This window comes from Mesorhizobium sp. L2C084A000, from assembly GCF_000502875.1.
In the GTDB taxonomy this organism is placed as follows: domain Bacteria; phylum Pseudomonadota; class Alphaproteobacteria; order Rhizobiales; family Rhizobiaceae; genus Mesorhizobium.
On record NZ_AYWX01000010.1, the window covers coordinates 128,364 to 154,331 of the forward strand.

33 protein-coding genes are annotated in these 25,968 nt (G+C 63.4%); 13 read left to right on the top strand and 20 right to left on the bottom strand.

The window, feature by feature from the left end:
* Nucleotides 1-261: 261 nt before the first annotated feature.
* Both raiA and ptsN read left to right on the top strand, forming a co-directional pair.
* Complete coding sequence (raiA, locus tag X735_RS144805) at nt 262-846, top strand: ribosome-associated translation inhibitor RaiA (protein ID WP_013529588.1); 585 nt, start codon at nt 262-264, stop codon at nt 844-846.
* Nucleotides 847-951: 105 nt separating this feature from the next.
* Entirely contained in the window at nt 952-1,416 is a 465-nt protein-coding gene (ptsN, locus tag X735_RS144800) for a PTS IIA-like nitrogen regulatory protein PtsN (protein ID WP_013529589.1), read from the top strand.
* A 67-nt stretch (nt 1,417-1,483) separates the two neighbouring features.
* Here the strand turns inward: ptsN and X735_RS144795 are convergent, their stop codons facing one another.
* Both X735_RS144795 and X735_RS144790 read right to left on the bottom strand, forming a co-directional pair.
* On the bottom strand, nt 1,484-1,738 hold the full coding sequence (locus tag X735_RS144795) for a DUF1150 family protein (RefSeq protein WP_023760740.1): 255 nt from the start codon (nt 1,736-1,738) through the stop codon (nt 1,484-1,486).
* A gap of 121 nt (nt 1,739-1,859) precedes the next feature.
* The gene (locus tag X735_RS144790) at nt 1,860-2,285 is read right to left on the bottom strand and encodes an Hsp20 family protein (RefSeq protein WP_023760739.1); all 426 of its coding nucleotides are present in this window, start codon (nt 2,283-2,285) and stop codon (nt 1,860-1,862) included.
* A gap of 315 nt (nt 2,286-2,600) precedes the next feature.
* Here X735_RS144790 and X735_RS144785 point away from each other — a divergent pair, with 315 nt between their 5' ends.
* Nucleotides 2,601-3,542: a nucleoside hydrolase gene (locus X735_RS144785; RefSeq protein ID WP_023812539.1), complete on the top strand. Its 942-nt coding sequence runs from the start codon at nt 2,601-2,603 to the stop codon at nt 3,540-3,542.
* 219 nt (nt 3,543-3,761) lie between these two features.
* Here X735_RS144785 and X735_RS144780 read toward each other — a convergent pair whose 3' ends face one another.
* From X735_RS144780 to X735_RS144740, 9 genes are all read right to left on the bottom strand, one after another.
* On the bottom strand, nt 3,762-4,376 hold the full coding sequence (locus X735_RS144780; protein ID WP_023812540.1) for a LysE family translocator: 615 nt from the start codon (nt 4,374-4,376) through the stop codon (nt 3,762-3,764).
* A 112-nt stretch (nt 4,377-4,488) separates the two neighbouring features.
* Complete coding sequence (locus X735_RS144775; protein ID WP_023812541.1) at nt 4,489-5,937, bottom strand: amidase; 1,449 nt, start codon at nt 5,935-5,937, stop codon at nt 4,489-4,491.
* A 1-nt stretch (nt 5,938) separates the two neighbouring features.
* Nucleotides 5,939-6,844: a ribokinase gene (locus X735_RS144770; protein ID WP_023812542.1), complete on the bottom strand. Its 906-nt coding sequence runs from the start codon at nt 6,842-6,844 to the stop codon at nt 5,939-5,941.
* 152 nt (nt 6,845-6,996) lie between these two features.
* Nucleotides 6,997-7,479, bottom strand: coding sequence for a hypothetical protein (locus tag X735_RS144765; protein WP_023812543.1), 483 nt, complete (start codon nt 7,477-7,479; stop codon nt 6,997-6,999).
* The gene (locus X735_RS144760; RefSeq protein WP_023812544.1) at nt 7,454-7,966 is read right to left on the bottom strand and encodes a hypothetical protein; all 513 of its coding nucleotides are present in this window, start codon (nt 7,964-7,966) and stop codon (nt 7,454-7,456) included. Before X735_RS144760 ends, X735_RS144765 begins: the two co-directional genes overlap by 26 nt.
* A complete protein-coding gene (locus X735_RS144755) occupies nt 7,933-8,325 on the bottom strand; it encodes a hypothetical protein (RefSeq protein ID WP_023812545.1) in 393 nt (130 codons plus the stop codon). Before X735_RS144755 ends, X735_RS144760 begins: the two co-directional genes overlap by 34 nt.
* A gap of 20 nt (nt 8,326-8,345) precedes the next feature.
* Nucleotides 8,346-8,816, bottom strand: a complete 471-nt coding sequence (locus tag X735_RS144750) for a hypothetical protein (RefSeq protein ID WP_023812546.1) — start codon at nt 8,814-8,816, stop codon at nt 8,346-8,348.
* Nucleotides 8,817-9,036: 220 nt separating this feature from the next.
* Nucleotides 9,037-9,912 (bottom strand): bifunctional helix-turn-helix domain-containing protein/methylated-DNA--[protein]-cysteine S-methyltransferase, encoded by an 876-nt coding sequence (locus X735_RS144745; RefSeq protein ID WP_023812547.1) that lies wholly within the window; start codon nt 9,910-9,912, stop codon nt 9,037-9,039.
* A gap of 123 nt (nt 9,913-10,035) precedes the next feature.
* The gene (locus tag X735_RS144740) at nt 10,036-10,530 is read right to left on the bottom strand and encodes a DUF2244 domain-containing protein (RefSeq protein WP_023812548.1); all 495 of its coding nucleotides are present in this window, start codon (nt 10,528-10,530) and stop codon (nt 10,036-10,038) included.
* 22 nt (nt 10,531-10,552) lie between these two features.
* Between X735_RS144740 and nth the strand changes: the two genes are divergently transcribed.
* Nucleotides 10,553-11,377 (top strand): endonuclease III, encoded by an 825-nt coding sequence (gene nth, locus X735_RS144735; RefSeq protein WP_023812549.1) that lies wholly within the window; start codon nt 10,553-10,555, stop codon nt 11,375-11,377.
* A gap of 1 nt (nt 11,378) precedes the next feature.
* On the opposite strand, the gene X735_RS144730 is transcribed toward nth, so the two are convergent.
* The 4 genes from X735_RS144730 to X735_RS144715 all read right to left on the bottom strand — a co-directional run bounded on the left by X735_RS144730 (nt 11,379) and on the right by X735_RS144715 (nt 15,018).
* A complete protein-coding gene (locus X735_RS144730) occupies nt 11,379-12,887 on the bottom strand; it encodes a tripartite tricarboxylate transporter permease (protein ID WP_023812550.1) in 1,509 nt (502 codons plus the stop codon).
* Between the two features lie 10 nt (nt 12,888-12,897).
* On the bottom strand, nt 12,898-13,371 hold the full coding sequence (locus X735_RS144725) for a tripartite tricarboxylate transporter TctB family protein (protein ID WP_023812551.1): 474 nt from the start codon (nt 13,369-13,371) through the stop codon (nt 12,898-12,900).
* Nucleotides 13,372-13,446: 75 nt separating this feature from the next.
* Nucleotides 13,447-14,424, bottom strand: coding sequence for a tripartite tricarboxylate transporter substrate-binding protein (locus X735_RS144720; RefSeq protein ID WP_023812552.1), 978 nt, complete (start codon nt 14,422-14,424; stop codon nt 13,447-13,449).
* Between the two features lie 138 nt (nt 14,425-14,562).
* The gene (locus X735_RS144715) at nt 14,563-15,018 is read right to left on the bottom strand and encodes a DUF2214 family protein (protein WP_023812553.1); all 456 of its coding nucleotides are present in this window, start codon (nt 15,016-15,018) and stop codon (nt 14,563-14,565) included.
* 198 nt (nt 15,019-15,216) lie between these two features.
* On the opposite strand from X735_RS144715, the gene X735_RS144710 reads away from it, so the two are divergent.
* A complete protein-coding gene (locus X735_RS144710) occupies nt 15,217-15,750 on the top strand; it encodes a GNAT family N-acetyltransferase (protein WP_023812554.1) in 534 nt (177 codons plus the stop codon).
* 141 nt (nt 15,751-15,891) lie between these two features.
* Here X735_RS144710 and X735_RS144705 read toward each other — a convergent pair whose 3' ends face one another.
* Entirely contained in the window at nt 15,892-16,662 is a 771-nt protein-coding gene (locus tag X735_RS144705; RefSeq protein ID WP_023812555.1) for an IclR family transcriptional regulator, read from the bottom strand.
* Between the two features lie 183 nt (nt 16,663-16,845).
* On the opposite strand from X735_RS144705, the gene X735_RS144700 reads away from it, so the two are divergent.
* The 5 genes from X735_RS144700 to X735_RS144680 all read left to right on the top strand — a co-directional run bounded on the left by X735_RS144700 (nt 16,846) and on the right by X735_RS144680 (nt 22,055).
* Complete coding sequence (locus tag X735_RS144700; RefSeq protein WP_023812556.1) at nt 16,846-17,820, top strand: tripartite tricarboxylate transporter substrate-binding protein; 975 nt, start codon at nt 16,846-16,848, stop codon at nt 17,818-17,820.
* A gap of 122 nt (nt 17,821-17,942) precedes the next feature.
* A complete protein-coding gene (locus X735_RS144695; protein WP_023812557.1) occupies nt 17,943-18,479 on the top strand; it encodes a tripartite tricarboxylate transporter TctB family protein in 537 nt (178 codons plus the stop codon).
* A 4-nt stretch (nt 18,480-18,483) separates the two neighbouring features.
* Entirely contained in the window at nt 18,484-20,007 is a 1,524-nt protein-coding gene (locus X735_RS144690; RefSeq protein ID WP_023812558.1) for a tripartite tricarboxylate transporter permease, read from the top strand.
* A gap of 15 nt (nt 20,008-20,022) precedes the next feature.
* Nucleotides 20,023-21,207: a CoA transferase gene (locus X735_RS144685; RefSeq protein ID WP_023812559.1), complete on the top strand. Its 1,185-nt coding sequence runs from the start codon at nt 20,023-20,025 to the stop codon at nt 21,205-21,207.
* Complete coding sequence (locus X735_RS144680) at nt 21,204-22,055, top strand: citryl-CoA lyase (protein WP_023812560.1); 852 nt, start codon at nt 21,204-21,206, stop codon at nt 22,053-22,055. Before X735_RS144685 ends, X735_RS144680 begins: the two co-directional genes overlap by 4 nt.
* Nucleotides 22,056-22,059: 4 nt before the next feature.
* On the opposite strand, the gene X735_RS144675 is transcribed toward X735_RS144680, so the two are convergent.
* Nucleotides 22,060-22,536, bottom strand: coding sequence for an NUDIX hydrolase (locus X735_RS144675; protein WP_023812561.1), 477 nt, complete (start codon nt 22,534-22,536; stop codon nt 22,060-22,062).
* Between the two features lie 130 nt (nt 22,537-22,666).
* Here X735_RS144675 and X735_RS1000000170415 point away from each other — a divergent pair, with 130 nt between their 5' ends.
* The 3 genes from X735_RS1000000170415 (at nt 22,667) to X735_RS144665 (ending at nt 23,915) form a co-directional block, all read left to right on the top strand.
* The gene (locus X735_RS1000000170415; protein ID WP_164892879.1) at nt 22,667-22,975 is read left to right on the top strand and encodes a hypothetical protein; all 309 of its coding nucleotides are present in this window, start codon (nt 22,667-22,669) and stop codon (nt 22,973-22,975) included.
* 164 nt (nt 22,976-23,139) lie between these two features.
* Entirely contained in the window at nt 23,140-23,301 is a 162-nt protein-coding gene (locus X735_RS1000000168825) for a hypothetical protein (RefSeq protein WP_210164048.1), read from the top strand.
* Nucleotides 23,302-23,336: 35 nt separating this feature from the next.
* On the top strand, nt 23,337-23,915 hold the full coding sequence (locus tag X735_RS144665) for an invasion associated locus B family protein (protein WP_023812564.1): 579 nt from the start codon (nt 23,337-23,339) through the stop codon (nt 23,913-23,915).
* Between the two features lie 85 nt (nt 23,916-24,000).
* Here the strand turns inward: X735_RS144665 and coaBC are convergent, their stop codons facing one another.
* The 3 genes from coaBC to X735_RS144650 are packed head-to-tail and all read right to left on the bottom strand — an operon-like array spanning nt 24,001 to nt 25,923.
* Nucleotides 24,001-25,233, bottom strand: coding sequence for a bifunctional phosphopantothenoylcysteine decarboxylase/phosphopantothenate--cysteine ligase CoaBC (gene coaBC / locus X735_RS144660; protein WP_023812565.1), 1,233 nt, complete (start codon nt 25,231-25,233; stop codon nt 24,001-24,003).
* A 25-nt stretch (nt 25,234-25,258) separates the two neighbouring features.
* Nucleotides 25,259-25,666: a type II toxin-antitoxin system VapC family toxin gene (locus tag X735_RS144655; protein ID WP_023812566.1), complete on the bottom strand. Its 408-nt coding sequence runs from the start codon at nt 25,664-25,666 to the stop codon at nt 25,259-25,261.
* A complete protein-coding gene (locus X735_RS144650) occupies nt 25,663-25,923 on the bottom strand; it encodes a plasmid stabilization protein (protein ID WP_023812567.1) in 261 nt (86 codons plus the stop codon). Before X735_RS144650 ends, X735_RS144655 begins: the two co-directional genes overlap by 4 nt.
* Nucleotides 25,924-25,968 lie beyond the last annotated feature (45 nt).

Consider the following 25,968-nt stretch of genomic DNA (forward strand, 5'->3'; position numbering starts at 1 on the left):
GGTCGATTTTCCACAGGCCGGCACTTCATTGACAAGCCGCGGTGAAGTGGCTAGAAGCCCGCCCGCATGAGACGGGCTAGATGCCCGCATGCGGATGGTCCGTCACGACGTTGGCCTCGGGACGGTCAAAGGGCGGCTTGTGATCAACCGGAAAGTTTGGATTTAAAATCGGCGCAAGTGACGCCGCAAAGCTTGTGCGCACGGATCACGAGTATAAACTCTGGCCAGTTTGAAGCCTGAGCAAGGAAGGTCAGTTTTCAGATGAATCTGCGCATATCGGGAAAACACATGGACATCGGCGATGCGTTTCGGACACGCATCAATGATCGCGTCGGCGAAGCGATCGGCAAATATTTCGATCGCGGCTTTGCCGGACATGTCACGGTCATCAAATCGGGCTCGCGCTATTCGGCGGACTGCATGATCCGGCTGGATTCCGGCGCTTCGCTGCAGGCCACCGGCGATGCCCAGGATCCGACGCTTGCCTTCGAGGCGGCGGCGGACCGTCTGGAAACCCGCCTGAGGCGCTACAAGCGCCGGCTGAAATCGCACAATTCGGGCGCCGCCAACGGCCAGCCGACCGACATAGCCTACACGGTGATGGCGCCGCTTGCCGATGACGACGAGGACATTCCGGAGAATTTCGCGCCGGCCATCGTCGCCGAATCAACCATGACGCTGAAGACCATGTCGGTGGCGTCGGCGGTCATCGAGCTCGACACCAAGGACAGCCCGGTCTTTGTCTTCCGCAATGCGGGAACCGACCATCTCAACATCGTCTATCGCCGACCCGATGGAAATATCGGCTGGATCGACCCGTCGACGACCAAGGTCGCGCAAGCGTGACGACAAAGGTCGCACGGACGTGACGACCACGGTCGCACTGGGATAAGAGCCGGCCGCACGAGGGGTGGGGACTGGTGACGGCAGGCGAACAAGGGATTTTCAAGCATGGATCTGAGCGATCTTATCAACGTTCCGGCGATACTGCCGGCGTTGAAGGCGAACTCCAAGAAGCAGCTGCTGCAATTGCTGTCCGAACGGGCAGCGGCGATTTCCGGCATTCCGGAGCGGGAGGTGTTCGACACCATCCTGCAGCGTGAGCGGCTGGGTTCGACCGGCGTCGGCAACGGCATCGCCATTCCGCACGGCAAGCTGGCCGGCGTGAAGCGCATCGCAGGTGTTTTCGCCCGGCTGGAGACGCCTGTCGATTTCGAATCGCTGGATGATCAGCCCGTCGATCTCGTGTTTCTGCTATTGGCGCCGGAAGGGGCGGGCGCCGACCACCTCAAGGCACTGTCGCGCATCGCGCGGGTGCTGCGCGATGCCGACACGGTGGCCAAGATCAGGGGTACGCGCGACGCCGCCGCTATCCACGCGCTTTTGTCGGACACCCAGGCTTCGCACGCGGCCTGAATTTCGAGAATGATATCGCCACAGGGCCGCCATGGGCGGCCCTTTTCCGTTTCAGCCGGAATCGCTGTCAGTGAATGGCGACGGTGGTCAGGTCGTTTTCCATGGCGCCGGCCAGAGCGCGGTCACGCGCATCGGAAAGCAGGATCGGCTGACCATTGGCGGCAAACAGCGCCCACAGTTCCATGCCGGGGGCGATTTCGCCGAGATTGGGGAAACGGCCGAGCAATTCGTCGCTCGAGACCTTTCTGAGATAAGCGACCGAGCCTTCGCCGAGATGAGCGAATTCGCCATTGGTCATGGTGATGTTTTCAGTTCTGGTCATTTCAAAGCCTCCTTGGCGCGAGGACGCCGCTCAAGGCCATCCCGCATGAGAGCCATTCAATTTGCTGCATCGTGCTTTCGAAAAATCGGTGCCGATTTTCCGGCCGATGCAGTGGTAACGATCAGTCTTTCACCGATATGTTTATTTTCCGTACCAGCCGTTCGGACTCCGGCCGATCGAGGTCGATCGACAAAAGACCGTTCTTCAACTCCGCCGCGATCACCCGCATGCCGTCGGCCAGCACGAAACAGCGCTGGAACTGGCGCGCGGCGATGCCGCGATGAAGAAATTCGCGCTCGGTGTCGTCGGTCTGACGGCCGCGCACGACCAGCTGGTTTTCCTCCGTGGTGACATCGAGATCGCTTTCGGCGAAACCGGCGACCGCCAATGTAATGCGCAACCTTTCGGTCTTGCCGTCGGCGCCGCTGAGGCGTTCGATGTTGTAGGGAGGGTAGCTGTCGCCGGATTTCGCCAAGCGTTCCAGGGTCTTTTCCATGGCGTCGAAACCAAGGAGAAGCGGGCTGGAAAAGGGCGTCATTCGGCTCATGTTACACTGTCCTCTCAAGAGCGACATAAAGTGGAAAAACCCAGATGGCATTTTTCCCGATGGCCTTGATATGGTCCGCCCCGCGACCAAGTTCAAGCCGTCAACAGACCCGCCCAAAAAGACCAGGCGTGGACTCACAGGAATGACCGACATGGCGCTTGAAACGGCGAGCAGATGCAAGGAGAAGCGCGCAGGTCGGGGATTGTCTTCCCCGGTCGAGCGGTTCGGCGTGGCAGCTCGCGGCCGCTTCGGCGTCATTTGGATGCTTCGATCGGATCGGTTCAAGCCCACGACCTCGCCAAACAAGGAATTGAAATGCCCCAGTCACGCAAGATCATCATCGACACGGATCCCGGTCAGGATGATGCCGTCGCCATATTGCTGGCGCTCGGCAGCTCCGAACTGGAGATCGTCGGCATATCAGCCGTTGCCGGAAACGTGCCGCTGAAGCTTACCGAAAAGAATGCCCGCAAGATCTGCGAGTTGGCTGGCCGTCCGGACATCAAGGTCTATGCCGGCGCCATCCGGCCCCTGATGCGCGAATTGGTCACCGCCGAGGAAGTGCATGGCAAGACCGGTCTCAACGGACCGCAACTGCCCGAACCGACGATGAAGCTGCAGGACCAGTACGCGGTCGATTTCATCGTCCAGACGCTGATGAGCGAAGAAAGCGGCACGATCACGCTTTGCGCGCTCGGCCCGCTCACCAACATTGCGCTGGCGCTGATCCGCGAGCCGCGCATCGCACCACGCATCAAGGAAATCGTGCTGATGGGCGGCGGCTTCTTCGAAGGCGGCAACGTCACCCCGACCGCCGAATTCAACATCTACGTCGATCCGCAGGCCGCCGATGTCGTGCTCAAATCCGGCATCCCGATCGTGATGATGCCCCTCGATGTCACCCATAAGGCGCTGACCACTGCCAAGCGCACGCAAACCTTCCGCACGCTCGGCACCAAGGTCGGCACCGCCACCGCCGAGATGCTGGAGTTCTTCGAGCGCTTTGACGAGGAGAAATACGGCACCGACGGCGGCCCGCTGCACGACCCTTGCGTCATCGCCTATCTGTTGAAGCCGGACCTGTTCAAGGGCCGCAACTGCAACGTCAGCGTGGAAACGGCCTCCGAGCTCACCATGGGCATGACCGTGATCGACTGGTGGGGCGTCACCAAACGGCCGAAGAACGCCATGGTGATGCGCGACATCGACCATGACGGCTTTTTCGCGTTGCTGGTGGAGAGGCTGGGGCGGCTGTAGGTTCTTCCTTCTCCCCGTTCACGGGGAGAAGGTGCCGGCAGGCGGATGAGGGGNGGCTGTAGGTTCTTCCTTCTCCCCGTTCACGGGGAGAAGGTGCCGGCAGGCGGATGAGGGGCGGCACAAACGTTAATATTTTGTCTGCAGACCCGGCGTTGCCCCTCACCCGATCGCTTCGCGACCACGCTCTCCCCATAAACGGGGCGAGGGAAGAGGCACACCTTACTTCGCCTTTGAAAACGCCAGCCAAAGGCCGCCGCCGACCATGAAGCTGCCGCTGATCCTCGACAGAAGTTTTATGCGCCCGGCCGACAACAGGCGCCCGGCGCGGCCGGCGGCCAGCGCATAGGTCGAATCCGAGAAGGCGGCGAAGATCATGGCGGTGAGGCCCATGACGGCGATCTGCAGCGAGTAGTTGCCTTGCGGCGAAATGAACTGCGGAAAGAAGGCGCCGAAGAAAATCAGCGTCTTGGGATTGCTGAGCGCCACCAGCAGGCCCTGCAGGAAGAAGCCGCCGCGCGGCTTTCTCGCCGTTCCATCGGCATTCAGCGTGCCCTTGGAACGGAACATCTGCACGCCCATCCAGATCAGATAGGCGGCGCCGATCAGCCTGACCCATTCGAACCAGTGGCCCATGCCTGCGATCAGCGTGTTGAGGCCGATGCCGACGATGGCGATCATCACGGCAAGCCCGGCCTGCGTGCCGGCGACATTGGCGAGGCCGGCGCGGGAACCATGGCGAATGCTGTTGGCGATGATCAGCGTGACCGTCGGGCCCGGCACCAGGATGATGACGACGCAAGCGAGCACATAAGCGGCGTAGAGTTCCAGCGACATGGTTTTTCCCCAAGAATGCCGCCGATGCGGCGCAACCGATGATAATCATGCATAGCAGCGCAGCCGGTGCAAGCCGTTACGCGGCGCCCTGCGACACGCCAGTCCGCCCGATTCAGGCGCCGGCCGGCCAGGGCAGCGTTGCCTCATAGGCGGCCGCCGCCTTCAGCACGGCGAGGTCGCCGCGTGGCCGCCCGATCAGTTGCATGCCCATCGGCCTACCCTTGTCGTCGAAGCCGACCGGCACGTTGACTGCCGGGCAGCCGCCCAAGGTCGCGAAGGCGGAAACCTGCATCCAGCGGTGATAGCTGTCCATTGCGCGTCCGGCGACCTCACGGGGCCAATGTGTGCCCATGTCGAAGGGGAAGACCTGCGCCGTCGGCAGCGCAATCAGGTCATAGCGGTCGAAGATCGACAGCAGCATGCGATGCCACGATGTACGGGTCACGGAGGCGGCGCGGATCTGCGGCGCCGTCAGCCGCATTGCGTTCTCCACTTCCCAGATGGCTTCCGGCTTGAGCAGACCGCGCTTCGCGGGATCGTCATAGTGGGTTTTGAGCGCACAGCCGCTGCTGGCCTGGCGCAGCGTCACGAAGGCCTGCCACAGCGCTTCGAAATCGAAATCCGGCAGCAGGGGTTCGGTCGTGAAGGACGCTTCCGCAAAGCGGCCAAGTGCCGCCTCGCACAGGCCGAGAATGCCTGTTTCAACCGGCAGATGACCGCGGAGGTCACCGAGCCAGGCGATGCGGCCACCAGTTGCCGGTATTCCAAGCCCTTCGAGGAACGAGCCGGGTTTCTCGTAGGACAATGGCGCGTGCGGGTGGTAACCGGCCTGCACATCGAGCAGCAGTGCCATGTCACGGACGTTGCGGCCCATCGGTCCGTCGACGCCCATCTGCGCATGGAAGACTTCAAAATCGGGTCCGCCGGGAACAAGTCCTTGCGACGGGCGGAAGCCAAAAACATTGTTCCAGGCGGCCGGGTTGCGCAGCGAGCCGCCGAAGTCGCTGCCATCGGCGACGGGCACCATGTCGAGCGCCAGGGCCACCGCCGCGCCGCCGCTCGAGCCGCCGGCGGTCAGGGCCGGATCGAAGGCGTTCAGCGTCGGCCCGAACACGGCGTTGTAGGTGTTGGAACCAAGCCCGAATTCGGGGACGTTGGTTTTGCCGATGATGATGGCGCCGGCATTGCGGATGCGCTCGACGAAGAAATCGTCTTCCTGCGGCACGAAATCGGCGAAGATCGGCGAGCCGAAGGAGGTCTTGAGGCCCGTGGTCGAGGCGAGATCCTTGATGGCGATGGGGAGGCCGAAGAGCGGGCCGGTTTTGGCTCGTGCTGGGCTGGCATTGGCCGCATCGGCTTCGCGCAGGATATCGGCGCGATCGCGCAAGGAGACGATGGCGTTGACCAGCGGATTGACCGCCTCGATGCGGTCGAGGAATGCCGCCACCACCTCGCGCACGGAAAGCTCTCTCTCCCGGATCGCGCCGGCGAGTTCGACCGCGGACAGGCGGCAGATGTCGCCTGCCGGCGGCACGGCATGTTTCGTTTGAGGGCGCAGCATTTTAACGGGTTTCCTGCAGCGCCTGATCGACGTCTTTGGCGAGCGGGATCGCCGGTTGGGCGCCAGGCTTCAGGCAGGCCAGCGAGCCGGCCGCGCCGGCGCGCGCCAGCGCCTGTTCGAGCGTGAGGCCCGACGACAGGCTGGCGGCGAAATAGCCGCAGAACGTATCGCCGGCCCCGACCGTGTCGACAGGGGTGATCTTGCGTGCCGTAACGGTGAGGAAATCACTCGGTGTCGCCGCCATCACGCCGTCGCCGCCGAGCGTGACGACGACGGTGCGGCCGGTCTTTCCGGCAAAGTCGCGCATGCGGGCCGCCCGGTCGCGGCCTTGCAGCGACAGCGCTTCGCCATAGAGGTCGAACTCGGTTTCGTTGGCGACGACATAGTCGGCCTTGTCGAGAAAGCCGGCTGCCTGCCCCTGGAAAGGGGCGGTGTTGAGCACGGTGATGGCGCTGGCCGCCCTTGCCTGGTCGAGGGCGGCATCGACGGTGGCCAGCGGAATCTCATTTTGCAGCAGCACGACGTCGCCTTTTTTCAGAAAGGCCTTGGAGAGATCGCCGGGCACTACGGAAGCGTTGGCGCCCGGCACCACGGCGATGATGTTCTCGCCGTCGTCGGCGACCATGATCAGTGCCGTGCCGGTCGAGGCGTGAGTCTCGGCAACGCCGGACAGGTCGACCTTGCCGTCGCGCAGCAATGCCAGTGCCTCGGCGGCGAAGCTGTCCCTGCCGACGGCGCCGACCATGCGCACCGAGGCGCCGGCGCGTGCGGCGGCCAGCGCCTGGTTGGCGCCCTTGCCCCCGGGCGCGGTGGTGAAGGCCGAGCCGCCTACCGTCTCGCCGGGGCTAGGCAAGCGGTCGACCTTGGCAATAAGGTCGAGGTTGATCGAACCGATGACGATAATCAAGCAAGGCCTCCTGGCAACGCAAATTCAAATGTCGGAGCATCCTTGTGCGTCCAAGCGAACCCAGGTCGTTCCGATTGCGCGGAAGCTAACCTGTAAGGCCGCGGCTTGCCAGACCACGCGCATGGTCCAGCCCGATTTGGGGTGTCGTGGCCTTATTCGCAGCGCAGGGTGACCGTGCCCTGATAGTTGCCGGCGGGAAAGATACCGCTCGACCTGGTGGCGGTGAGGTCGACCTGCATCGTGTGGGTGCCGTTGGCAACCCTCTGCGGCACACTTCCGTTGACATCGGCCCCCGAGCCATCGAGGCGGAAGACCGAAGCGAAGGTCACGTTGGTGCCGCCGCCGCTCGGCGCGGACGAGAATGCGGCAGGCGCCGGCGCCGAAACCGAATAGCAGTCAAGCAAATTAAGTATCGAGCACAACAGGGAGCTTGCCACCACGGTGGCGCTGGCGCTCGATCCGCCTGCCTGTTTGGAGCCCAGTATGCTGATGGCGGGATTGGCCTTCATCGTTCCGGACGCCCCGACCATGATGGTGCAGGTGCCGATGATCGCCGCCTGCACCGGAAGGCAGGAACCGGCAAGTGCTGCCATCGCAAGCAGCGCGCGACTACTGCTTCTTCTTTTTCTTGCCATCACCACTTCCGGTCCTGATGCTCCAGCCTTCGTTGGCCCACCCCGGTGACGCGGCCGTAGAAGTGCTGGCAGCCACGCTCGCCGTCTGGCCGTCGGCGCCGAGGCCCATTTTGAGGAGCTTCAGTTCCAACTGCAGGCGCTCGACCTCAAGCTCATAGAGACGGCTGCAATCGACGCGCTTCGGCGTGCGCCCGATCGGGATCACCACCCGACCATAGGTGGCAACGCTGTTGTCCGACTGGCTGTTGCCTCTGATAACGCCGAGATCGACATAAGCGCCGGAACCGGAGACGGCGGAACGGCAAGTGGTACCGTCCGCGGCATGGACCTCGTCCTGGCCCTGGGGCAAGGTGACGCCGGGCAGGTTGAAGCCGCTCTCATTCTGGTTAAGGTTATAGACGTCCTCGGCCCCGGCCGGCGACGCACCCGCCCAAGCAGCCGCGAGCGCCAGTGTCAGGACTTGCGGCGCCCAAAAAACTTTCCGCATATCTGTGCCCTTATCTGCGTCTGTTGATTGGGAAAGGGGATGCTTTCGGTACAGATACGCACTTTACGCTCGGCAGCGCCGTCAAAAGGCACAACCACAAGGACAGAACGGGAGGCCTGGGAAGCCAGCTGGAATATATCTGGAGAGATTCTGGCATCTACCGGCTGAAAATCCTGATCGTAGACATGGATTTCGACCCGGATCTTCCGGTCGTAGGGATTGGCGGGGAAGACGCGAACCGCGAAGACGTCGGTGAAGCTGTTGATCTCGCCACGCATCGGCGACATCGACTGGGCCTTGGCGGCAATGGGCGCCAATCCGACGGCCAGTGCCGTCGCCAGGATTCGAGCATGTTTCACGACCCCCTCCTTCGCTCGCGTCATTCGCAGCGCAGCGTTACCGTTGCCTGATAATTGCCGTTGGCGAAGCGATTGCTGCCGCCCTTGGTGCCGGCGAGGTGGACCGAAACGAGGTCGGCGCCGGGGGTGGTGATGCTGCTTGCCGAGCCGGTCTCACCGATGGCATGCGCGCCGGCGGCTGAGTAGGTGGGCGTCCAGGTCGTCGACGTGCTGTCTGCCGATGGCACCGTCATGGTGGTGACCGGGTCGACACTCAGCGACACACCTCCGGTCGTCGTCAGCGTCACGGTTCCAGCCGAGCCGCCGCTGTTGTGCGAACTGAGGGACTGGAGATCGGGGCTGGCCGTCATCGTGCCGTTGGTGGCAACGACAAGTGTGCAGGTGGGCGCGATCGTACCATTGAATATGACATTCTGCGTCGTGGCCAGCGCGGCCTCGTCGATGCTGGCAACCAGCAGAGCTGCGCCGCAGACGGCGCGAAACAACGTCATCGGGACCTCCTATCAAGCCGGATCGTCCGGATTAACATGGGGTATCATCACTTTATCGTGGTTAATTTAGAGTTACCTAAAATAAAGGCTCGAAATAACAATTACAGGAACCGGAGGTTGTCCTCGGTTGCAAAGGCGAAAACCACAGTGGAAATCGCGCTTATACTTAATAACGCCGACATACCCATGGTTTTCTTCCTAATATCGAAAAAAATCGATATTATGATACCTGTCCGGCTTCCCAGCCCAGAATGGCGCGCTTGCGGGTCAGGCCCCAGTGATAGCCGGTGAGGTCGCCTGATTTACCGATGGCGCGGTGACAAGGCACCACGAAAGAGAGCGGATTGGCGCCGTTGGCCGCACCGACCGCACGGCTGGCGGACGGTGCGCCGATGCTGGCCGCAATCGAGGAATAGGTGCGGGCCTTACCCATCGGGATCTTGAGCAGCGCCTCCCAGACGCGAACCTGGAAGTCGGTGCCGATCATGACGACATGCAGCGGCTGGTCGGGGCGCCACAGCGCCGGGTCGAAGATACGGGCGGCATAGGGGCCGGTAGCAATCATGTCCTCGACATAAATGGCGTTCGGCCAGCGGCTGGACATGTCGGCGAAGGCGGCGCGTTCCTCGCCGGGGTCGCTGAAGGCGAGGCCGGCGAGTCCGCGCTCGGTGGCCATGATCAGGGCGGTGCCGAACGGCGAGGAATGGAAGCCGTAGCGGATGATGAGCCCGGCGCCGCGTGTCTTGTAGTCGCCCGGCGACATCGCCTCATGCGTGACGAACAGGTCATGCAGCCGGCCCGGGCCGGACATGCCCAGTTCAAACGAGGTCTCGAGCAGCGGCATGCCGGAATCGAGCAGCCTGCGCGCATGGTCCAGTGTCACCGCCTGCAGGAAGGCCTTGGGCGACAGGCCGGCCCAGCGGGTGAAGAGTTTTTGCAAGCCGGTTGGCGTCTCGCCGACCTCCTCGGCCAGTTCTTCAAGGGAAGGCTGATCACGATAGTCGAGACTGATCTTCTCGATGGCACGGCGCACGATTTCGTAGTCGCTGCCTTCAGGCGTGATGTCCTTTTTGAGGACCGCGGTGTGTGTGCTCATGGAACTGTCTCCTTGAGCCGGAATATCGCCCCTCGGGGCGTCGATCGCCACCCGAAACTTGCTTTCTTGCGGCGCATCCCAGATGGACACAGGATTCGAGCCCTGGAGTCGCTCGTGGCTGGCTCAGCGTGCCTTGGCGGTCGCCAGCGCCCGCGAAAAGGCGGTGGCAAAACTCTCGCGGGAATCGGGGTCCAGGAAGGATCCGATCGGCACGTTCTGCCCTTGGCCTTCCACCGTCATCCCTGTGATGCCGATCTCGGCGTGACGGGCCACCGAAAACCGCGCCCAGAACGGATTGAAGCGATGCGCTTCCGATTTCCCCGAGGGGGCTGTCTTGCGGATGTCGAGGCTGGTGCGCGAGACCGAGACTTCTTCGCGGGCACGAGCGGCACGATAGTTGATGCGAAAGGCGATGTAGACGGCGGCCACGTCGAGGCCGAAGAAGCCGAACACCGGCCAGGCGCCGCGCGACAGGAAAAACGCGCCTGTCACAAGCCAGCCGAACAGCAGCGCACCGATCAGGACGAAGAATCCTGTCCGGCCCAGAGACCGGTGCGGGGTGAGTAGCGCCTGAAAGAATGGCTCGTCGGCCTGAAACGAGGCGTTTGTGTCGCTCATGAGGGGATATTATAGGAGGGAAATGGCAAGCCCCAAGTCCAAAGATTCTTCCCTGTCCAAAAAAGAGCTGTTGCCCGCACGAAGCGATGGGTCGAACGCCAAGCCGCGTCCGCGGCCGGTGCGAAGCGCGTCACGCTACAGCCCGGCCGAAGTGAACGAGATATTCCGGCGCTTTTCCGTCCAGCGGCCCGAGCCGAAGGGCGAGCTCGAACATGTCAACGCCTTCACGCTGCTGGTCGCGGTGGTGCTGTCGGCGCAAGCGACGGATGCCGGCGTCAACAAGGCGACGCGGGCGCTGTTCAAGGCCGCCGATACGCCGCACAAGATGCTGGCGCTGGGGGAGGCAAGGGTCGGCGAATATATCCGCACCATCGGGCTGTGGCGCAACAAGGCGAAGAATGTGATTGCGCTGTCGCAGGCGCTGATCCGCGACCATGGCGGCGAGGTACCCGACAGTCGCGATGAATTGGTCAAGCTGCCCGGGGTCGGGCGCAAGACCGCCAATGTCGTGCTCAACATGGCCTTCGGCCAGCACACGATGGCGGTCGACACGCACATTCTCCGCATAGGCAACCGGCTCGGGCTGGCGCCCGGCAAGACACCGGAACAGGTCGAGCAGGGATTGTTGAAGATCATTCCGGACGAATATATGCGCCATGCACATCACTGGCTGATCCTGCATGGCCGCTACGTCTGCAAGGCGCGCAAGCCGGATTGCCCGGCCTGCGTCATCGCCGACATCTGCAAGGCCGAGGTCAAGACGACCGATGTGCCAGCACCGCTGGTGCCGATCGCACCGCTCGATCCTGTCGAAGAGATCCAGGACCGAAGCGGAACGACGACGTAGTTCAACTCTCCTCCACAAACACCTCTTCGCGCTTTTTCTTGACCGCCGGCAGGAAGACGATGACGAGCACGGCGAGCGCGATGAGCAGCAGGCCGGCGCTGATCGGTCTCGTCACGAAGGTGCTTGGGTCGCCGCGCGAGAGGATCATGGCGCGGCGCAGGTTTTCCTCGAGCAGCGGGCCGAGCACGAAGCCGAGCAGCAGCGGTGCCGGTTCGCAGCGCAGCTTGGTCAGGAGGTAGCCGAGGAAGCCGAAGAAGGCGACGGCGTAGAGGTCGTAGACGTTGCTGTTGACGCTGTAGACGCCGATCGAGCAGAACGCCATGATGATCGGGAAAAGCACGTAGTAGGGGATCGTCAGCAGCTTCACCCAAAGCCCGATCAGCGGCAGGTTGAGGATGATCAGCATCAGATTGCCGATCCACATCGAGGCGATGATGCCCCAGAACAGCGCCGGCTGTTCGGTCGCGACATTGGGGCCGGGCACGATGCCCTGGATGATCATGGCGCCGATCATCAGCGCCATGACCGGGTTGGCTGGAATGCCGAGCGTCAGCATCGGGATGAAGGAGGTCTGCGCACCGGCATTGTTGGCCGATTCCGGTCCGGCGACGCCTTCGATGGCGCCCTTGCCGAACTCCTGCGGGTTTTTCGAGACGCGTTTTTCGACCGTGTAGGACGCAAAAGCTGCCAGGATCGCGCCGCCTCCCGGCAGGATGCCGAGCGCCGAACCGATGATTGTTCCGCGCACGATGGGCGCTGCCATGCGCCGAAAGTCCTCACGGGTCGGCATAAGGCCGGTGACCTTGCGGATCATCACGGAACGCTCATCCTCGTTTTCGAGGTTGCGCAGGATCTCGGCGACGCCAAAGACGCCGACCGCCACCGCAACGAAATTCAATCCGTCGGCATATTCCCGGATTCCAAGCGTGAAGCGCGGCGTGCCGGTGTAGATGTCGGTGCCGACAATGCCGAGCAGCAGGCCGAGCACGACCATGGCCAGCGCCTTGACGATAGAGCCGTGGGCGAGCGCGACGGACGAAACCAAGCCGACGATCATCAGCGAAAAATACTCGGCCGCGCCGAATTTCAGCGCGATCGCCGTCAGCGGCGGGGCAAAGATGGCGACGAGGAACGTCGACACCGTGCCGGCAAAGAACGAGCCGATGGCCGCGATCGCGAGGGCCGCTCCGGCGCGGCCGTTCCTGGCCATCTGGTAGCCGTCGATCGCGGTGACGGCGGACGAGGATTCGCCCGGCATGTTGATGAGAATGGCGGTGGTCGAGCCGCCATATTGGGCACCGTAATAGATGCCGGCGAGCATGATGAGGGAGGAAACCGGGTCGCCGATCTGGAAGGTGATCGGCAAAAGCATGGCGATGGTCGCGGTGGCGCCGATGCCGGGCAGGACGCCGATCAGCGTGCCGAGAAGGACGCCGATCAGGCAGAAACCGAGGTTGGTCAGCGACGTCGCCGTCGAAAAACCGAGCGCGAGGTTGTCGAGCAGATCCATGCTCATCGCCTCACGACACCAACCATGGGGCCAGCCACGGGCCGAAGCGGCGGAACGGCAGGCCGAGCGCGTAGCTGAAGACGAGGTACGCAAACAATGTCAGGCCGGCCGACAGCACGAGCGCGGTCAACGGCTTCATGCGGCGGCTGGCAAACGACGCGATCAACGCCGTCAGGAAGATCGACGGGATGAAGCCGAGGCCGCGCACCGTCAGGCCGAAGAAGATCGGAGCAGGCAGGATGAGCAGCATGCCGCGCCACGCGATATGCCCGATCGCTTCGCCCTCGACGCGTACGGCCTGGACGAGAATGACGGCGCCAAGCAGGATCAGCACGATCGCCAGGACCAGCGGAAAATAGCCTGGACCCATGCGCAACGCGGTGCCGATTTCGAGGCCGAGCGATTGCAGCGCGAACCATGCGCCGAAACCGATGAACAGGGCGGCGCACAGGCCGTTGGCCCTGTCGATCGCGAAAGGTTTCATGATGGTTCTCCCAAGCCCGCAGTGGGTAGCGGATGCCAAGCGAATAGGGGCGCTGGTGGCGCCCCTATTCAAACCTCAGTCGGCGTACTGGCCGGCGGCTTCGATGATCGGCTTCCAGCGCGCGATCTCGCTTTCCAGCTTGGCCTTCAGTGCGGCGGGCGTCGCATCGGCCTCGGGCGACGGCTTGGTGCCGAGTTCGGCGAAGCGGGCGACGACGTTCTGGTCCTTCAGCGCGACCTGCAGCGATTTCGACAGGCGTTCGGTGATCCCGGCCGGCGTGCCCTTGGGTGCATAGAGACCGTGCCAGATGCCGACCTGCACTTCGGGAAGGCCGCCTTCCACCGTCGTGGGCACGTCTTTCAGCACATCAAGGCGCTCCGGCGAGGTGACGGCATAGGCCTTGATGGTGCCGCCCTGAATCTGCTTGGTGGTGTTGGTCGTCTGGTCGCACATGATGTCGACCTGGCCGCCGAGGAGATCGGTCATGGCCGGGCCGGTGCCCTTGTAGGGTACGGTGACCAGCGGCGTCTTGATGGCGCTCATGAACAGCATGCCGCATAGATGCGAGGCCGCACCGATGCCTGCATTGGCGACGGTTATGGAATCCTTGTTGGCCTTGGCGTACTCCACCAACCCCTTGAGGTCGGTCGGCTCCAGGTCCTTGCGGCCGACGATGGTCATCGGCACCTCGGTGACGAGGCCGACATATTCGAAGGCGTTCAGCGTGTCGTAGGCGAGCTTTCTGTACAGTGTCGCACTTGTCGCCATGCCGATATGATGGAGCAGCAGCGTATAGCCGTCAGGCTCGGCGTTGGCGACGCGGCCGGCACCCAGCGTGCCGCCGGCACCGCCGACATTTTCGACGATGACCTGCTGGCCGAGATCCTTCGACATCGCTTCGGCGACGAGGCGCGTGACCGTGTCGGTCGGGCCGCCGGCCGCAAACGGCACCACAACGGTGATGGTGCGTTCGGGATAGGTCTGCGCGCCGGCAGTGAACCCATAAAGCGTGACGGCCGCGGCAGCAGCCAGAGTGGCGACAAATCTTCTCATCGTGATCTCCTCCCAGTGTATCAATCTCCAACCGCTGCGCGGGGTCCCTCTCAGCACCGCCTGCGGATGAAGCAACAACTAGCGCAAGCTAGCAGATTGCAACCGGAGGCAAACGGCAAACTGCTGATCAGCCCTATCCTAGTAGCCGTAGCCGCGCGCCATCGCCGCCGCGAAGACCGGGATGAGCAGGAAGATGAAAGCTTCGGCTCGGATGTAGGTCTTCACGGACGCAAGCTCGGCCGCCGGCACCTGGAACGAGGCATTGCCGCTCGCCTGCCTGTTCCAGGATATGAAGCGGACGGTTGGGATGATCGACAGCAGGCCGACAGCGCCGAACGCCGCTATCTTGGCCCAGAACACCCAGTTGTAGACGTAGAATTCCCAGCCCTTGAGGCCATAGAAGACGCGGCCGATGCCGACGACGATGATCAGCGCGGCGATGACGCCGTAATGGCGGTCGATGCCGGCGAGCCTCTTGAGCGTCGCAGCACCCAGATCGCCGCGGATCAGGACGAATTCGGCGCCGATGATTCCCGCCAGCGAAAACACCAGCAGATGATGGAAGATCGCAAGCGCAAGATCGGCGGTGTCCATGCTCTTTCCCTGGGTTTGACGGCGCCAATGCGCGCTTGAAAGTCGCGCCGGCAGGTGTTGAAATCGGCCTGCGGTGAAAAATAACACCGTCTCGCAAAATTCCCATAGCGGCGCCTGGATGATGGGCCGTGTTGCCCTGGCCCCTTGCGCCGCATCGGCGATTTGCTAATCGCTGGCGATCCGTGCGAGGCAGATCCCATGAACAATCCACAAGCGACCAGCGCTCCTGTCATCGAAACGAAGCGAACCATCCTGCGGGCACACCGGCTGGACGATTTCGACGCCTATGCCGCGATGTGGACCGATCCAGTGGTCACCCGTTTCATCGGGGGCAAGCCGCGCACGCGCGAAGAGAGCTGGATGCGCTTCCTGCGTCACGCCGGCCTGTGGTCGCTGCTCGGCTATGGCTTCTGGGCGATCGAGGAGAAGGCGACCGGGCGCTTCATCGGCGAGGCCGGGTTTCACGATCTGAAGCGCGACATGGAACCATCGATCGAAGGCATTCCCGAGGCCGGGTGGGCGCTGGTTCCGGCCGTGCACGGGGCGGGCTTCGCCACCGAGGTGGTTGCCCGCGTCCTGGCGTGGGGCGAAGCGATTTTCGGGCGCGAGAAGACCGTCTGCATCATCGATCCGGAAAACGGCGCTTCGCTGAGGGTGGCTGCCAAGTGCGGTTACCGGGAAGTGGTGAAGACCACCTATCATGACACTCCGACCGTCCTGCTGGCGCGGTGACCTGAGCGGCGAGGCTGCCCGCTGCCGGCGCCGGCATGATGGCGCCTGTCGCCAGCAATAATGACAGGCGGGCCCCGCCAAGAACCGCCGTGTGGTTCTGGTCAAATTGACCCTGAGCGAGCCTTCCAACCAGGACGCATTCTACGGCATGGCGTCCGCTGCCAGGCTTGCCCGCTCCAGCATGGAGGCGTCCTCGCCGAAGGCGCGGGTGGCGCGGGCCGCCGCCTCGAGCAGCGGACGCTTCATGCGCTGCAGAAATGCCGCGTCGACGCGCGTGCTGGGCCCAGCCAGAGTCAAGGCGCCGAGCAGGACGCCTCCCGGGCCGAACACCGGCGCCGACACGCCCCCCGTCTCGGGGTCCCGGTCGCCCACGGCGAGGCAGTTGCAGGTCTTGCGGATGGTCTCGTAGGGTTCGCCCTGCTGGCCCGAAAACGCTGCGAGCACGCGGCCGCCCGAGCCGAGCAGCAAAGGCAATACGTCGCCTTCGCGTATCGTGTAGCGGATCGGGTGCTTGGATTCGACGCGGTAGAGACAGGTGCGGACATCGCCCGAGCGAACATAGAAGGCAACGCTCTCCCAGCTTCGCTCGGAAAGATCGCGCATGATCGGCAGCAGGATATCGACCGCCACGACCGAACGCTGGTAGAGCGCACCGAGCCGAAAGGTCGCGGGTCCGACGCGGTAGCGCCCATTGTCGAGGCGCTCGAGCAATCGTCCGCGCAAAAGGGAATTCGCAAGCCGCAGGATGGTGCTCTTGTAGAGGCCGGTGCGCGCCGCGATTTCGGCCAGGCTGAGCGACCGGTCATCCGTGGTGAAGGCATCGAGGATGGCAATGGCCCGATCAAGCGCGGCAACACCGTCCGCCGAGGTGCGATCTATTTCCCCATTTGCCGATTTGCTTGGCGAGTCCATGGCGGTTCCAGTTTGAAGAAAGCCGAGCACGCCACTCTGTCGCGCCGCCAAATCGTTCTGTCCAGTAGAATATCGTTTCCGTTGACAGAACTCCGTAACATCTGCTTGAAATCGATGACGGGTCTGGATGCAGGCGCGTTTTGGCGGGCACCGGAGGAGGTGTCGTGATTTGGAGGAATCCCCATGCTGAACAGACGCAGATTTTTGATGAGCACCGCAGCCGTGGGTGCCGGGCTGATGACGTCGCATCTTTCTCCCGCTTTCGCCGAAGGCGCGCCCCAGATACAGCTCTTCGTGCCTGCCGCACCCGGTGGTGGCTGGGACCAGACGGCGCGCACGATCGACCAGGTGCTGCGCAGTGAAAAGCTCATCTCGGGTTCGCAGATCACCAATGTCGGCGGCGCCGGCGGCACTGTCGGGCTGCCGCAATTCATCAGCCAGTGGACCGGCAAAGGCAATTCCCTGATGGTTGCCGGCATGGTCATGGTTGGCGCCATCATTGCCAACAAGGCCGCGAACAATCTGACGCAAGTCACCCCGATCGCCCGCCTCACCGGCGAGTTCGAGGCCTTGGTCGTGCCGGCGGAGTCGCCGTTCAAGACGGCCGCTGATTTCGTCGCCGCGCTCAAGGCCGATCCGACAAAAGTTCCCGTCGCCGGCGGCTCCGCCGGCGGTTCGGATCACATCCTGTTCGGCTTGATTGCCAAGACGGTCGGCGTGCCGGCGACAAACCTGTCCTACGTGCCGTTCGCCGGCGGCGGTGAGGCATTGTCGGCGCTGCTCGGCAACCAGGTCGCGGCCGGCATCTCCGGCTTTGGCGAGTTCTCCGAGCAGGTCAAGGCGGGCGCGCTGCGGCTGCTCGCCATCTCGGCAGACAAGCGCCAGGACGGCATCGATGCGCCGACGCTGAAGGAGGCCGGCATCGATGTCGAGCTGTTCAACTGGCGCGGCGTCTTCGCACCGCCGGGCATTTCCGACGCCGACAAGGCGGCGATGGTCACAATGATCGAGACCATGGCCAAGAGCGATGCATGGGCAACCGAGTGCAAAAACCGCAACTGGACGCCCATCCTTTTGACTGGCGACGACTACGCAAAATTCCTCACCGAGGACACGGCCCGCATCACCGCGATCCTCAAGGATCTCGGCCTCGCCTGATGTCTTCAGGGGGCGGTTAGAGTGCCGCCCCCTTCCCATCTCGCCTGCCGCATGGACATATGATGCGGCGAAACTGCGGATGCGGTCGGCTGGAGGATGCCGGCCACCTTGGGAGGACACCGATGAGCACCAGCGACCCTCAGGCGGCGGCGCCGCGCCTTGCCATGCCCGAATTGTTGATCGGCGTCGGGCTTCTCGCCTGCGCCGGGGCCGTAGCCTGGCAGACCTTGGCGATCCCGGTGTCGCCGCTCTATTCCAAGGTCGGGCCGACCGTCTTTCCCTATATCACCATGACCGGCATGATCGTGCTTTCGCTGCTGCTCATCCTCGCAGCGCTGCGCGGCGGCTGGCAGCCGGAGGAAGAAAAGGAAACGCCGACCGACTGGAAGGCGATGGGCATCGTCGTTATCGGGCTGGTGGCAAACCTGGTGCTGATCCAGCCGCTCGGCTTTACCGCCGCCTCGGTCATTATGTTCGTTCTGGTCTGCTACGGCTTCGGCAGCAAGCGCACACTGCGTGACGCAGTGCTCGGCCTGATCCTGGCGCTGGCCGCCTATTTCGGCTTCGCCAGGGCGCTTGGCGTCAACATCGGTGCCGGTTTCATCGAGAACCAGCTGAACACGGTCATCGATGCGTTCATCACCGTGTTGAGGGGCTGACGCCATGGAAACGCTCGGACATCTCGCACATGGCTTCTCGGTCGCCTTCACCCCGGTCAACCTTCTGTGGTGCCTGCTTGGCACCACGCTTGGCACCGCCATCGGCGTGCTGCCCGGTCTTGGGCCGGCGCTGACCATCGCGCTGCTTTTGCCGATCACCTATCAGGTGGCGCCGGAGGCATCCTTCATCCTGTTCGCCGGCATCTACTACGGCGCCATGTACGGCGGTTCGACGACGTCGATCCTGCTCAACACGCCCGGCGAAAGCGCCACCATCGTCACTGCGTTGGAAGGCAACAGGATGGCGCGTTCCGGCCGTGGCGGTGCGGCGCTCGCCACGTCGGCGATCGGCTCGTTCGTCGCTGGCACGATCGGCACGATGGGCGTTGCCTTCCTGGCGCCGGTGGTGGTCAAATTCGCGCTGGCCTTCGGTCCGGCCGAATATTTCTCGCTGATGGTGCTGGCCTTCATCACCGTTTCGGCGGTGCTCGGCTCGTCGTCGGTGCGCGGCCTGACCAGCCTGTTCGCCGGCTTCGTCATCGGCATGATCGGCGTCGACCTGCAGACCGGCCAGCCGCGCTTCACCTTCGGCACGAACGAACTGCTCGATGGCGTCGATGTCATCATTGCCGCGGTCGGCCTGTTTGCCGTCGGCGAGACGCTCTACATGGCCTCGCGCCGCTATGCAGGCAAGGACGAGATCGTGCCGCTGAAGGGCTCGCTCTACATGACGGCGGCCGAATGGGGGCGTTCGTGGAAGCCGTGGCTGCGCGGCGCTGCTATCGGCTTCCCGATCGGCGCCATGCCGGCCGGCGGCGCCGAGATCCCGACATTCCTGTCCTACGCCATCGAAAAGAAGCTGTCGAAGCACAAGGAGGAGTTCGGCACGGTCGGCGCCATCGAAGGCGTCGCCGGCCCGGAAGCCGCCAACAATGCGTCTGCAGCCGGCGTGCTGGTGCCGATGCTGACGCTCGGCCTGCCAACGTCGGCGACGGCGGCGATCATGCTGTCGGCCTTCCAGAGCTACGGCATCAATCCCGGACCGCTGCTACTCACGACCCAGGGCGATCTCGTCTGGGGGCTGATCGCCAGCCTGTTCATCGCCAACGTCATCCTGGTCATCCTCAACCTGCCGTTGATCGGGCTGTGGGTGCGGTTGCTGAAAATCCCGGCGCCGCAGCTTTATGCCGGCATCCTGGTGTTCGCGACGGTCGGCACCTATGGTATTTCGCAGTCGCCCATCGACCTCGTCATCCTCTATCTGCTGGGAGCGGCCGGTTTCCTGATGCGGCGGTTCGATTTCCCGACCGCGCCTGTCATTATCGGCATGATCCTTGGGCCGCTCGCCGAAACCCAGTTCCGCCGGGCGATGACCATCTCGAATGGCGACTGGTCGGTGTTCTACACCCACAAGCTGTCGCTGACGCTGCTGACGCTCGCCTTCATCGGCCTCGCCGGCCCGCATATCTGGGCCTTCATCGAGCATCGGCGTCGGCGCGGACCGGAGCATGTGCCCGGCGATGCCTGATCGATCCATGATGCCATGACAGAACTGCTTTCCGGTATCCGCGTCCTTGACCTGACCAATGTGCTGGCCGGTCCCTACTGCGCCTATCAGCTGGCGCTGCTTGGCGCCGATGTGATCAAGGTCGAGGCGCCGCAAGGCGGCGACCTGGCCCGCCAGCTCGGCGGCTCGCCAAAGCTGAACAGCGCCGGCATGGGCGCATCGTTCCTGGCGCAGAACGCCGGCAAACGGTCGGTGGTGCTCGACCTCAAGAAGCAAGCCGATCGCGAGCGCTTTTTCGATCTGGTGGCCAGCGCCGATGCCCTGGTGGAGAATTTCCGCCCGGGCGTGATGGATCGGCTGGGGCTTGGCTACGAGGCGCTGAAGACGGTGCGTCCAGGCCTCGTCTATTGCGCGATATCGGGTTTCGGCCAGACCGGGCCGATGCGCGACAATCCCGCCTATGACCAGATAATCCAGGGCCTGTCGGGGATCATGAGTATCACCGGCACACCGGAAACGGCGCCGCTGCGGGTCGGCTATCCCGTGGCCGACACGCTTGGCGGACTGGTCGGCGCGTTCGCCATCGCCTCGGCGCTGGTGCGGCAGAAGACGAGCGGCGAGGGTGCCTTTCTCGACGTCTCGATGCTCGAATGCACACTTTCCGCGCTTGGCTGGCCGGTTTCCAACTATCTGACCGCAGGCATCGACCCCAAGCCGATGGGCAATGAGAACATGACGGCGGCACCCTCCGGTGCGTTTCGCACCGGCGACGGGCTCATCAATATCGCCGCCAACAAGCAGGAACAGTTCGTGACGCTGTGCCGGCTGATCGGCCGGCCGGAACTGGCCCTGGATGCCCGCTTTGCCGAGCGCGAGACGCGCAAGCGCAACCGTGCGGCGCTTAAAGTCGAGATCGAGCACGCCCTGGCGGGCGCGCCGGCTGCGGCCTGGGAAGAGATGCTCAATCGCGCCGGCGTGCCTGCCGGCAGGGTGCTGACGATCCCGCAAGTGCTGGCCGAGCCGCAAGTCCTCGAACGCCAGGTGACCGCGAATTTCGACGATGTGGCTGGTATGGACAAACCGCTGACCGTTCTGCGCGGCGGCTTCATGGTCGATGGCGAGGCGCCCTTGCCGACAAAGCCGCCGCCGGCGCTCGGCGAACATATGGGCGAGGTGTTCGCCGACCTGCCACCGCGCGTCAACACAAAGGCAAGCGCATGAGCGGCACGGAGAAGAAGACAGGCCGTGAGCGCGGCGAGGAATGGTGGCAGACCGACATCATCGAGATGCGGCCTGGTGTCATCCGGCTGCGCGGCTACGAGATCCAGGATCTGATCGGCCGCGTCAGCTTCCCGGCGATGATCTGGCTGATGCTGCGCGGCGAACTGCCCAGCGAGGATCAGGCCGCGCTGCTCGGCATTGCGCTCGGTGCCGCCGTCGACCACGGACCGCAGGCGCCATCGATCGCCATCGCGCGCATGGCTGCAACCTGCGGCGTCGGTATCAACAGCGCCATGGCCTCGGCCATCAACGTTCTCGGCGACGTGCATGGAGGCGCCGGCGAGCAGGCGCTTTCCTTCTATGGTGACATTGCCGTGGCGATCGATGCCGGGATGACGCTGAATGAGGCGGTCTCGGCGCGGCTCGACCGGTTCTTCGCCGAGGAGAAGGGCTATGTGCCGGGACTCGGACATCGCTTCCATCCCGTCGACCCGCGCGCGCCGCGCTTGCTGGAACTGATCCGCGAATTCGCCGCACGCGGTGCCGTCAATGGACGTTTCGCCGACATCGCCGCTGCGATCGAGGCTGACGTCGAACGCCGCAAGGGGAAAAAAATACCGCTCAACATCGATGGCGCCACCGCCGTCATCTATGGCGAACTCGGTTTTCCGCCGCCGCTGACGCGAGGGCTTTTCGTGCTGTCGCGCTCGGTCGGCATCCTGGCGCATGCTTGGGAGCAGTCGCAGCAGGCCGAGCGAAACAAGGGGCCGCTGCCGCGCGAGTGGCTGTGGGCCTATACCGGCACGCCGGTGCGGCCGTTTCCCGAAAGCGATGACCCCGGCGAGTGAGGCTTTACGCCTTGTCCACCTGCATAGGCTGGGGAAGCTTCAGCGTCTTCACCAACGTTGAAAGATCCGGCTCGTCGATGAGCATGGCCGCATCGGCTGGTGCCAGCCAGGCCCGCTGGCGTCGTTTGGCTTCCTGCCAATCGGCCAGTTCCTCCGTTACCTCGAGCAGATAGACGATGACGTCGACGCGGACAAAGCGATTGGCCAGCCGCTTCCAGTAGGAATAGGTGCCTGCCGGCTGCTTCAGCGTCTTGCCGAGTACGCCGGCTTCCTCCTGCGCCTCGATGGTGGCCGCCTTGCGCCCGCTCTTGCCCTTCATCGGCCAGCCCTTGGGTACGATGAAGCGCCTGGTGGTGCGCGACGTAACCAGCATGACCTCGATGTCGCCGCGCGCGATCAGCCGAAAGGGAACAGCCGCCACCTGGCGGATTCTTTCGCCCTTTTTTGCCTTGCGTACGGCTTTCTTCTTGGTGGCTGCCATTCGTCAATCCAGTCGATGCAATGCCGCATAGCGCGACAAGGCGTCGTTGCAAAACCAAAACTTTCGCATGTGCCGCCAAAACTTTCGCATATGCCGAAAGACACTCGAAATACCTAAGTCGGCTAAATAAATGAAAAAGGCCTTGTTGTCAGCGGCAATTGCTCACGGCGGTGGTGCCGATTATCTGGGTCTGGCAGCTTGGCTTGAGCTGCTGCACGACCGGGGGCGGTTGCTGAACGATCTGGCGGTCCTGGGCGCGGTACTGCCGCTGTTGCTGCTGATATTGCTGCCGCTGTATCCTGTTTTGCAGGATTTGCAGGTCGTTCTGCCGGATCAGCGCATTGTTGCCGGTAGCGGAATTGAGCGCTTGTGCGGAAGCCGGCAGGCAAACGCCCGCCAGCACTGCCGTGGCCAGCATTGCCACTGTGAAGATCGTTGATGGCCGAAGTGCCGACATTCGCTCATTCCCGCGCAAAAAACTCTGCCCACTGATATAGGACGTTTGCGCGGCGATGCCATGGCCAGCGGGTCGAGCGACCAAATCTGCTTGTCACCCCCGAAGGTCGCTTCGCGGCGGCGGAGAATCTGCCTGGCAACCCCGCATTGCACTTGACGGAGGCCGTCGATTCGCCGCTCTATCGGGTCGGCGCCGGCCTTGAGCTGAATGGCGTCAATGGCGTCGGCATGTCCGTCAGATATAATGGCGCCTTCGGCGAAACGGTTAAACAGAACGCGATCAGCGCGTCTCTCAAGGTCGGTTTCTAGCTGGCCCGAGGCGGAGCCGGGCGGGAGGGATCTTGATGAGGAAGTACGCGCATTTCGTGGCGATGCTGGGTGTTGCCTGCACCGTCGGCGTGGCGGCCGTGGCGGCACAAACCAAGAGCGACAAGGCGGTCGCGGCACCCGCTGCCGCGGATGCGCCGCAGTTGCCCGGCGGCGCGTCGGCACTGTCTGAAACCCACGGCGACTGGACGGTCAATTGCCAGATATCGGGCACGGCCAAGACCTGCAGCCTGTCGCATCAGCAATTCAACAAGCAAAGCAATCAGCGGCTGCTGGCGATCGAGCTGTCGAGCAAGACCGGCGAGGATGCCACGGGCACGCTTGCGTTGCCGTTCGGCCTGGCGCTGGCCAAGGGGGTCAGCCTGACCATCGACGATCAGAAGCTGGACGGCAGCCTGGCGTTCAACACCTGCCAGGTCGTCGGCTGTCTGGTGCCGGTGGTGTTCGATGCGACTGTCACGCCACTGCTGAAATCAGGCACCACACTGAAGATCGACGCTTTCGCGGCAGACACCGGACAAGCGGTGAGCTTTTCCATTCCGCTCAACGGCTTCGCCGGCGCGCTTGCCCGAACCGCCGAGCTTTTGACCAATTGATGTAGAGCCGCAGGACTTAAAGCGCGCCGCCTGAATGCCATCTCGCGGCAGGGCGGTGCGTTACTGCAGCAGAACGTCTTTCAGCTCAAACGACGATCGTTTTAAGCCTTTCGGCGATCAGGGCGGCGAGCCGCGCCGCCACATCATCCTTGCTCATCTCCGGCCATTCCTCGACGCCAGCCTTTGACACGATCCGCACCCGGTTGCGATCGCCGCCCATCACGCCCGAAGAACCGACGCCGCTTCCCTGCGACACGTCGTTGGCGACGATGAGATCGGCGCCTTTTTTCTTGAGTTTGGCCTCGGCGTTGCGCAGGAGATCCTGCGTCTCGGCGGCGAAGCCGATAACCAGGCCGGGTCGCTGGCTGTGATGGCCGACGCCGGCGAGAATGTCGGGATTCTCGACCATGCGCAGCACCGGCGGCCCTTCGCCGGCGACCTTCTTGATCTTCTCACCGGCTGAATTCTCGGTTCGCCAGTCGGCCACGGCGGCGACGAACACCGCCGCGTCTGCGGGCAGGAGCTGTTCCACCGCGTCGCGCATCTCTTGCGCACGTTCAACATGGATGGTCTTCACGCCTGCCGGATCGGCGATGCCGACAGGGCCGGAGACGAGGTGCACATCGGCGCCGAGCCTGGCCAGTGCCGCGGCGATGGCATGGCCCTGCTTGCCGGACGAACGGTTGGCGATGTAGCGCACCGGGTCGATCGGCTCATGCGTCGGGCCGGAGGTGACGATGATCTTGCGCCCCGACAGCGGATTGGGGCCGCCATCGAGCAGCGCCTCGATGGCGGCGACGATCTCCAGCGGCTCGGCCATGCGGCCTTCGCCCGCCTCATTGCTTTCGGCCATCTCGCCCCTGGCCGGGCCGATGAAGGCAATGCCATCCTTCTGCAGCGTCGCGCGGTTTCGGCGGGTGGCTGGATGCGCCCACATCCTGGGGTTCATGGCCGGCGCCATCAACACCGGCTTGTCGGTGGCGAGAAGCACGGTGGAGGCCAGATCGTTGGCGTGGCCGTTGGCGAGCTTGGCCACCAGGTCGGCGGTGGCGGGCGCCACGACCAGAAGGTCGGCCTCGCGCGACAGCCTGATATGGCCGACATCGTGCTCGTCCTGGCGGTCGAACAGTTCGGTGAAGACATGGTCGGCGGAAAGCGCGCCGACCGACAGAGTGGTGACGAATTCCTGTGCCGCCGATGTCATGATCACCCGCACCGCCGCACCACGCTCGCGCAGCCGGCGGATCAGATCGAGCGCCTTGTAGGCGGCGATGCCGCCGCCAATGATGAGCAGGATGCGCTTGCCGAAGAGGCTCATGCCCAAGACCAGTTCTTATCGAGTGTCATGCCGGCTTCAGCGCCGGTTCGATATCGGTATGGATGAAATCATTGCCCTTGAAAAGCAGCGGCAGGTTTCGCGTCTTGGCCAAGGCGTAAGCGAAACAGTCGCCCATGTTGAGATCAGCACGATGATGAGATCCACGGCCATAGAGAGAGTAGGCAAGCCGTGCGACTTCAAGCTGCGCTAAATCAAAAGGAACTACCGTCAACTCGAGAAGATCGATTAGCAGTTTGAGTTCGTTGACGTTAACGCCATCACTCGACCGGCTCGCGACACAATGCGCCTCCAGCAGCGTCGCTGCGCTTACCAGTGCAACAGATGAGGTACCGAAAACGTCGACGAATGCAGCGGCATCCGGCTCCGAGCCTAGGATTGCGATCAACGCCGAGGTATCGACCGCGACTGTCACAGAAGTCCCTCGTCCCACATATGGTCAGTAATCGCTTTGAGATCAAAAGGGCGTTCCAGCTTCCGCCCGAGCGCCAAGATTTCGTCACGGGAAGCCTTCAGTCGCCACGCCCCATTCTCAAGCCTGGTTTTTGGGATTGCCGCCTCACGCAAGGCATCCCGCACTTCCTGCTCCATCGAAACGCCGCGCGCGGCGGCGCGCTCGCGGAGCACCTGCTTCACGTTGTCGTCAAGGTTGCGGACTGTTATCGTGCTCATGGTCTTGCTCCAAGCCGCTTAATATAGGCAACAAGCAGCGTGCAT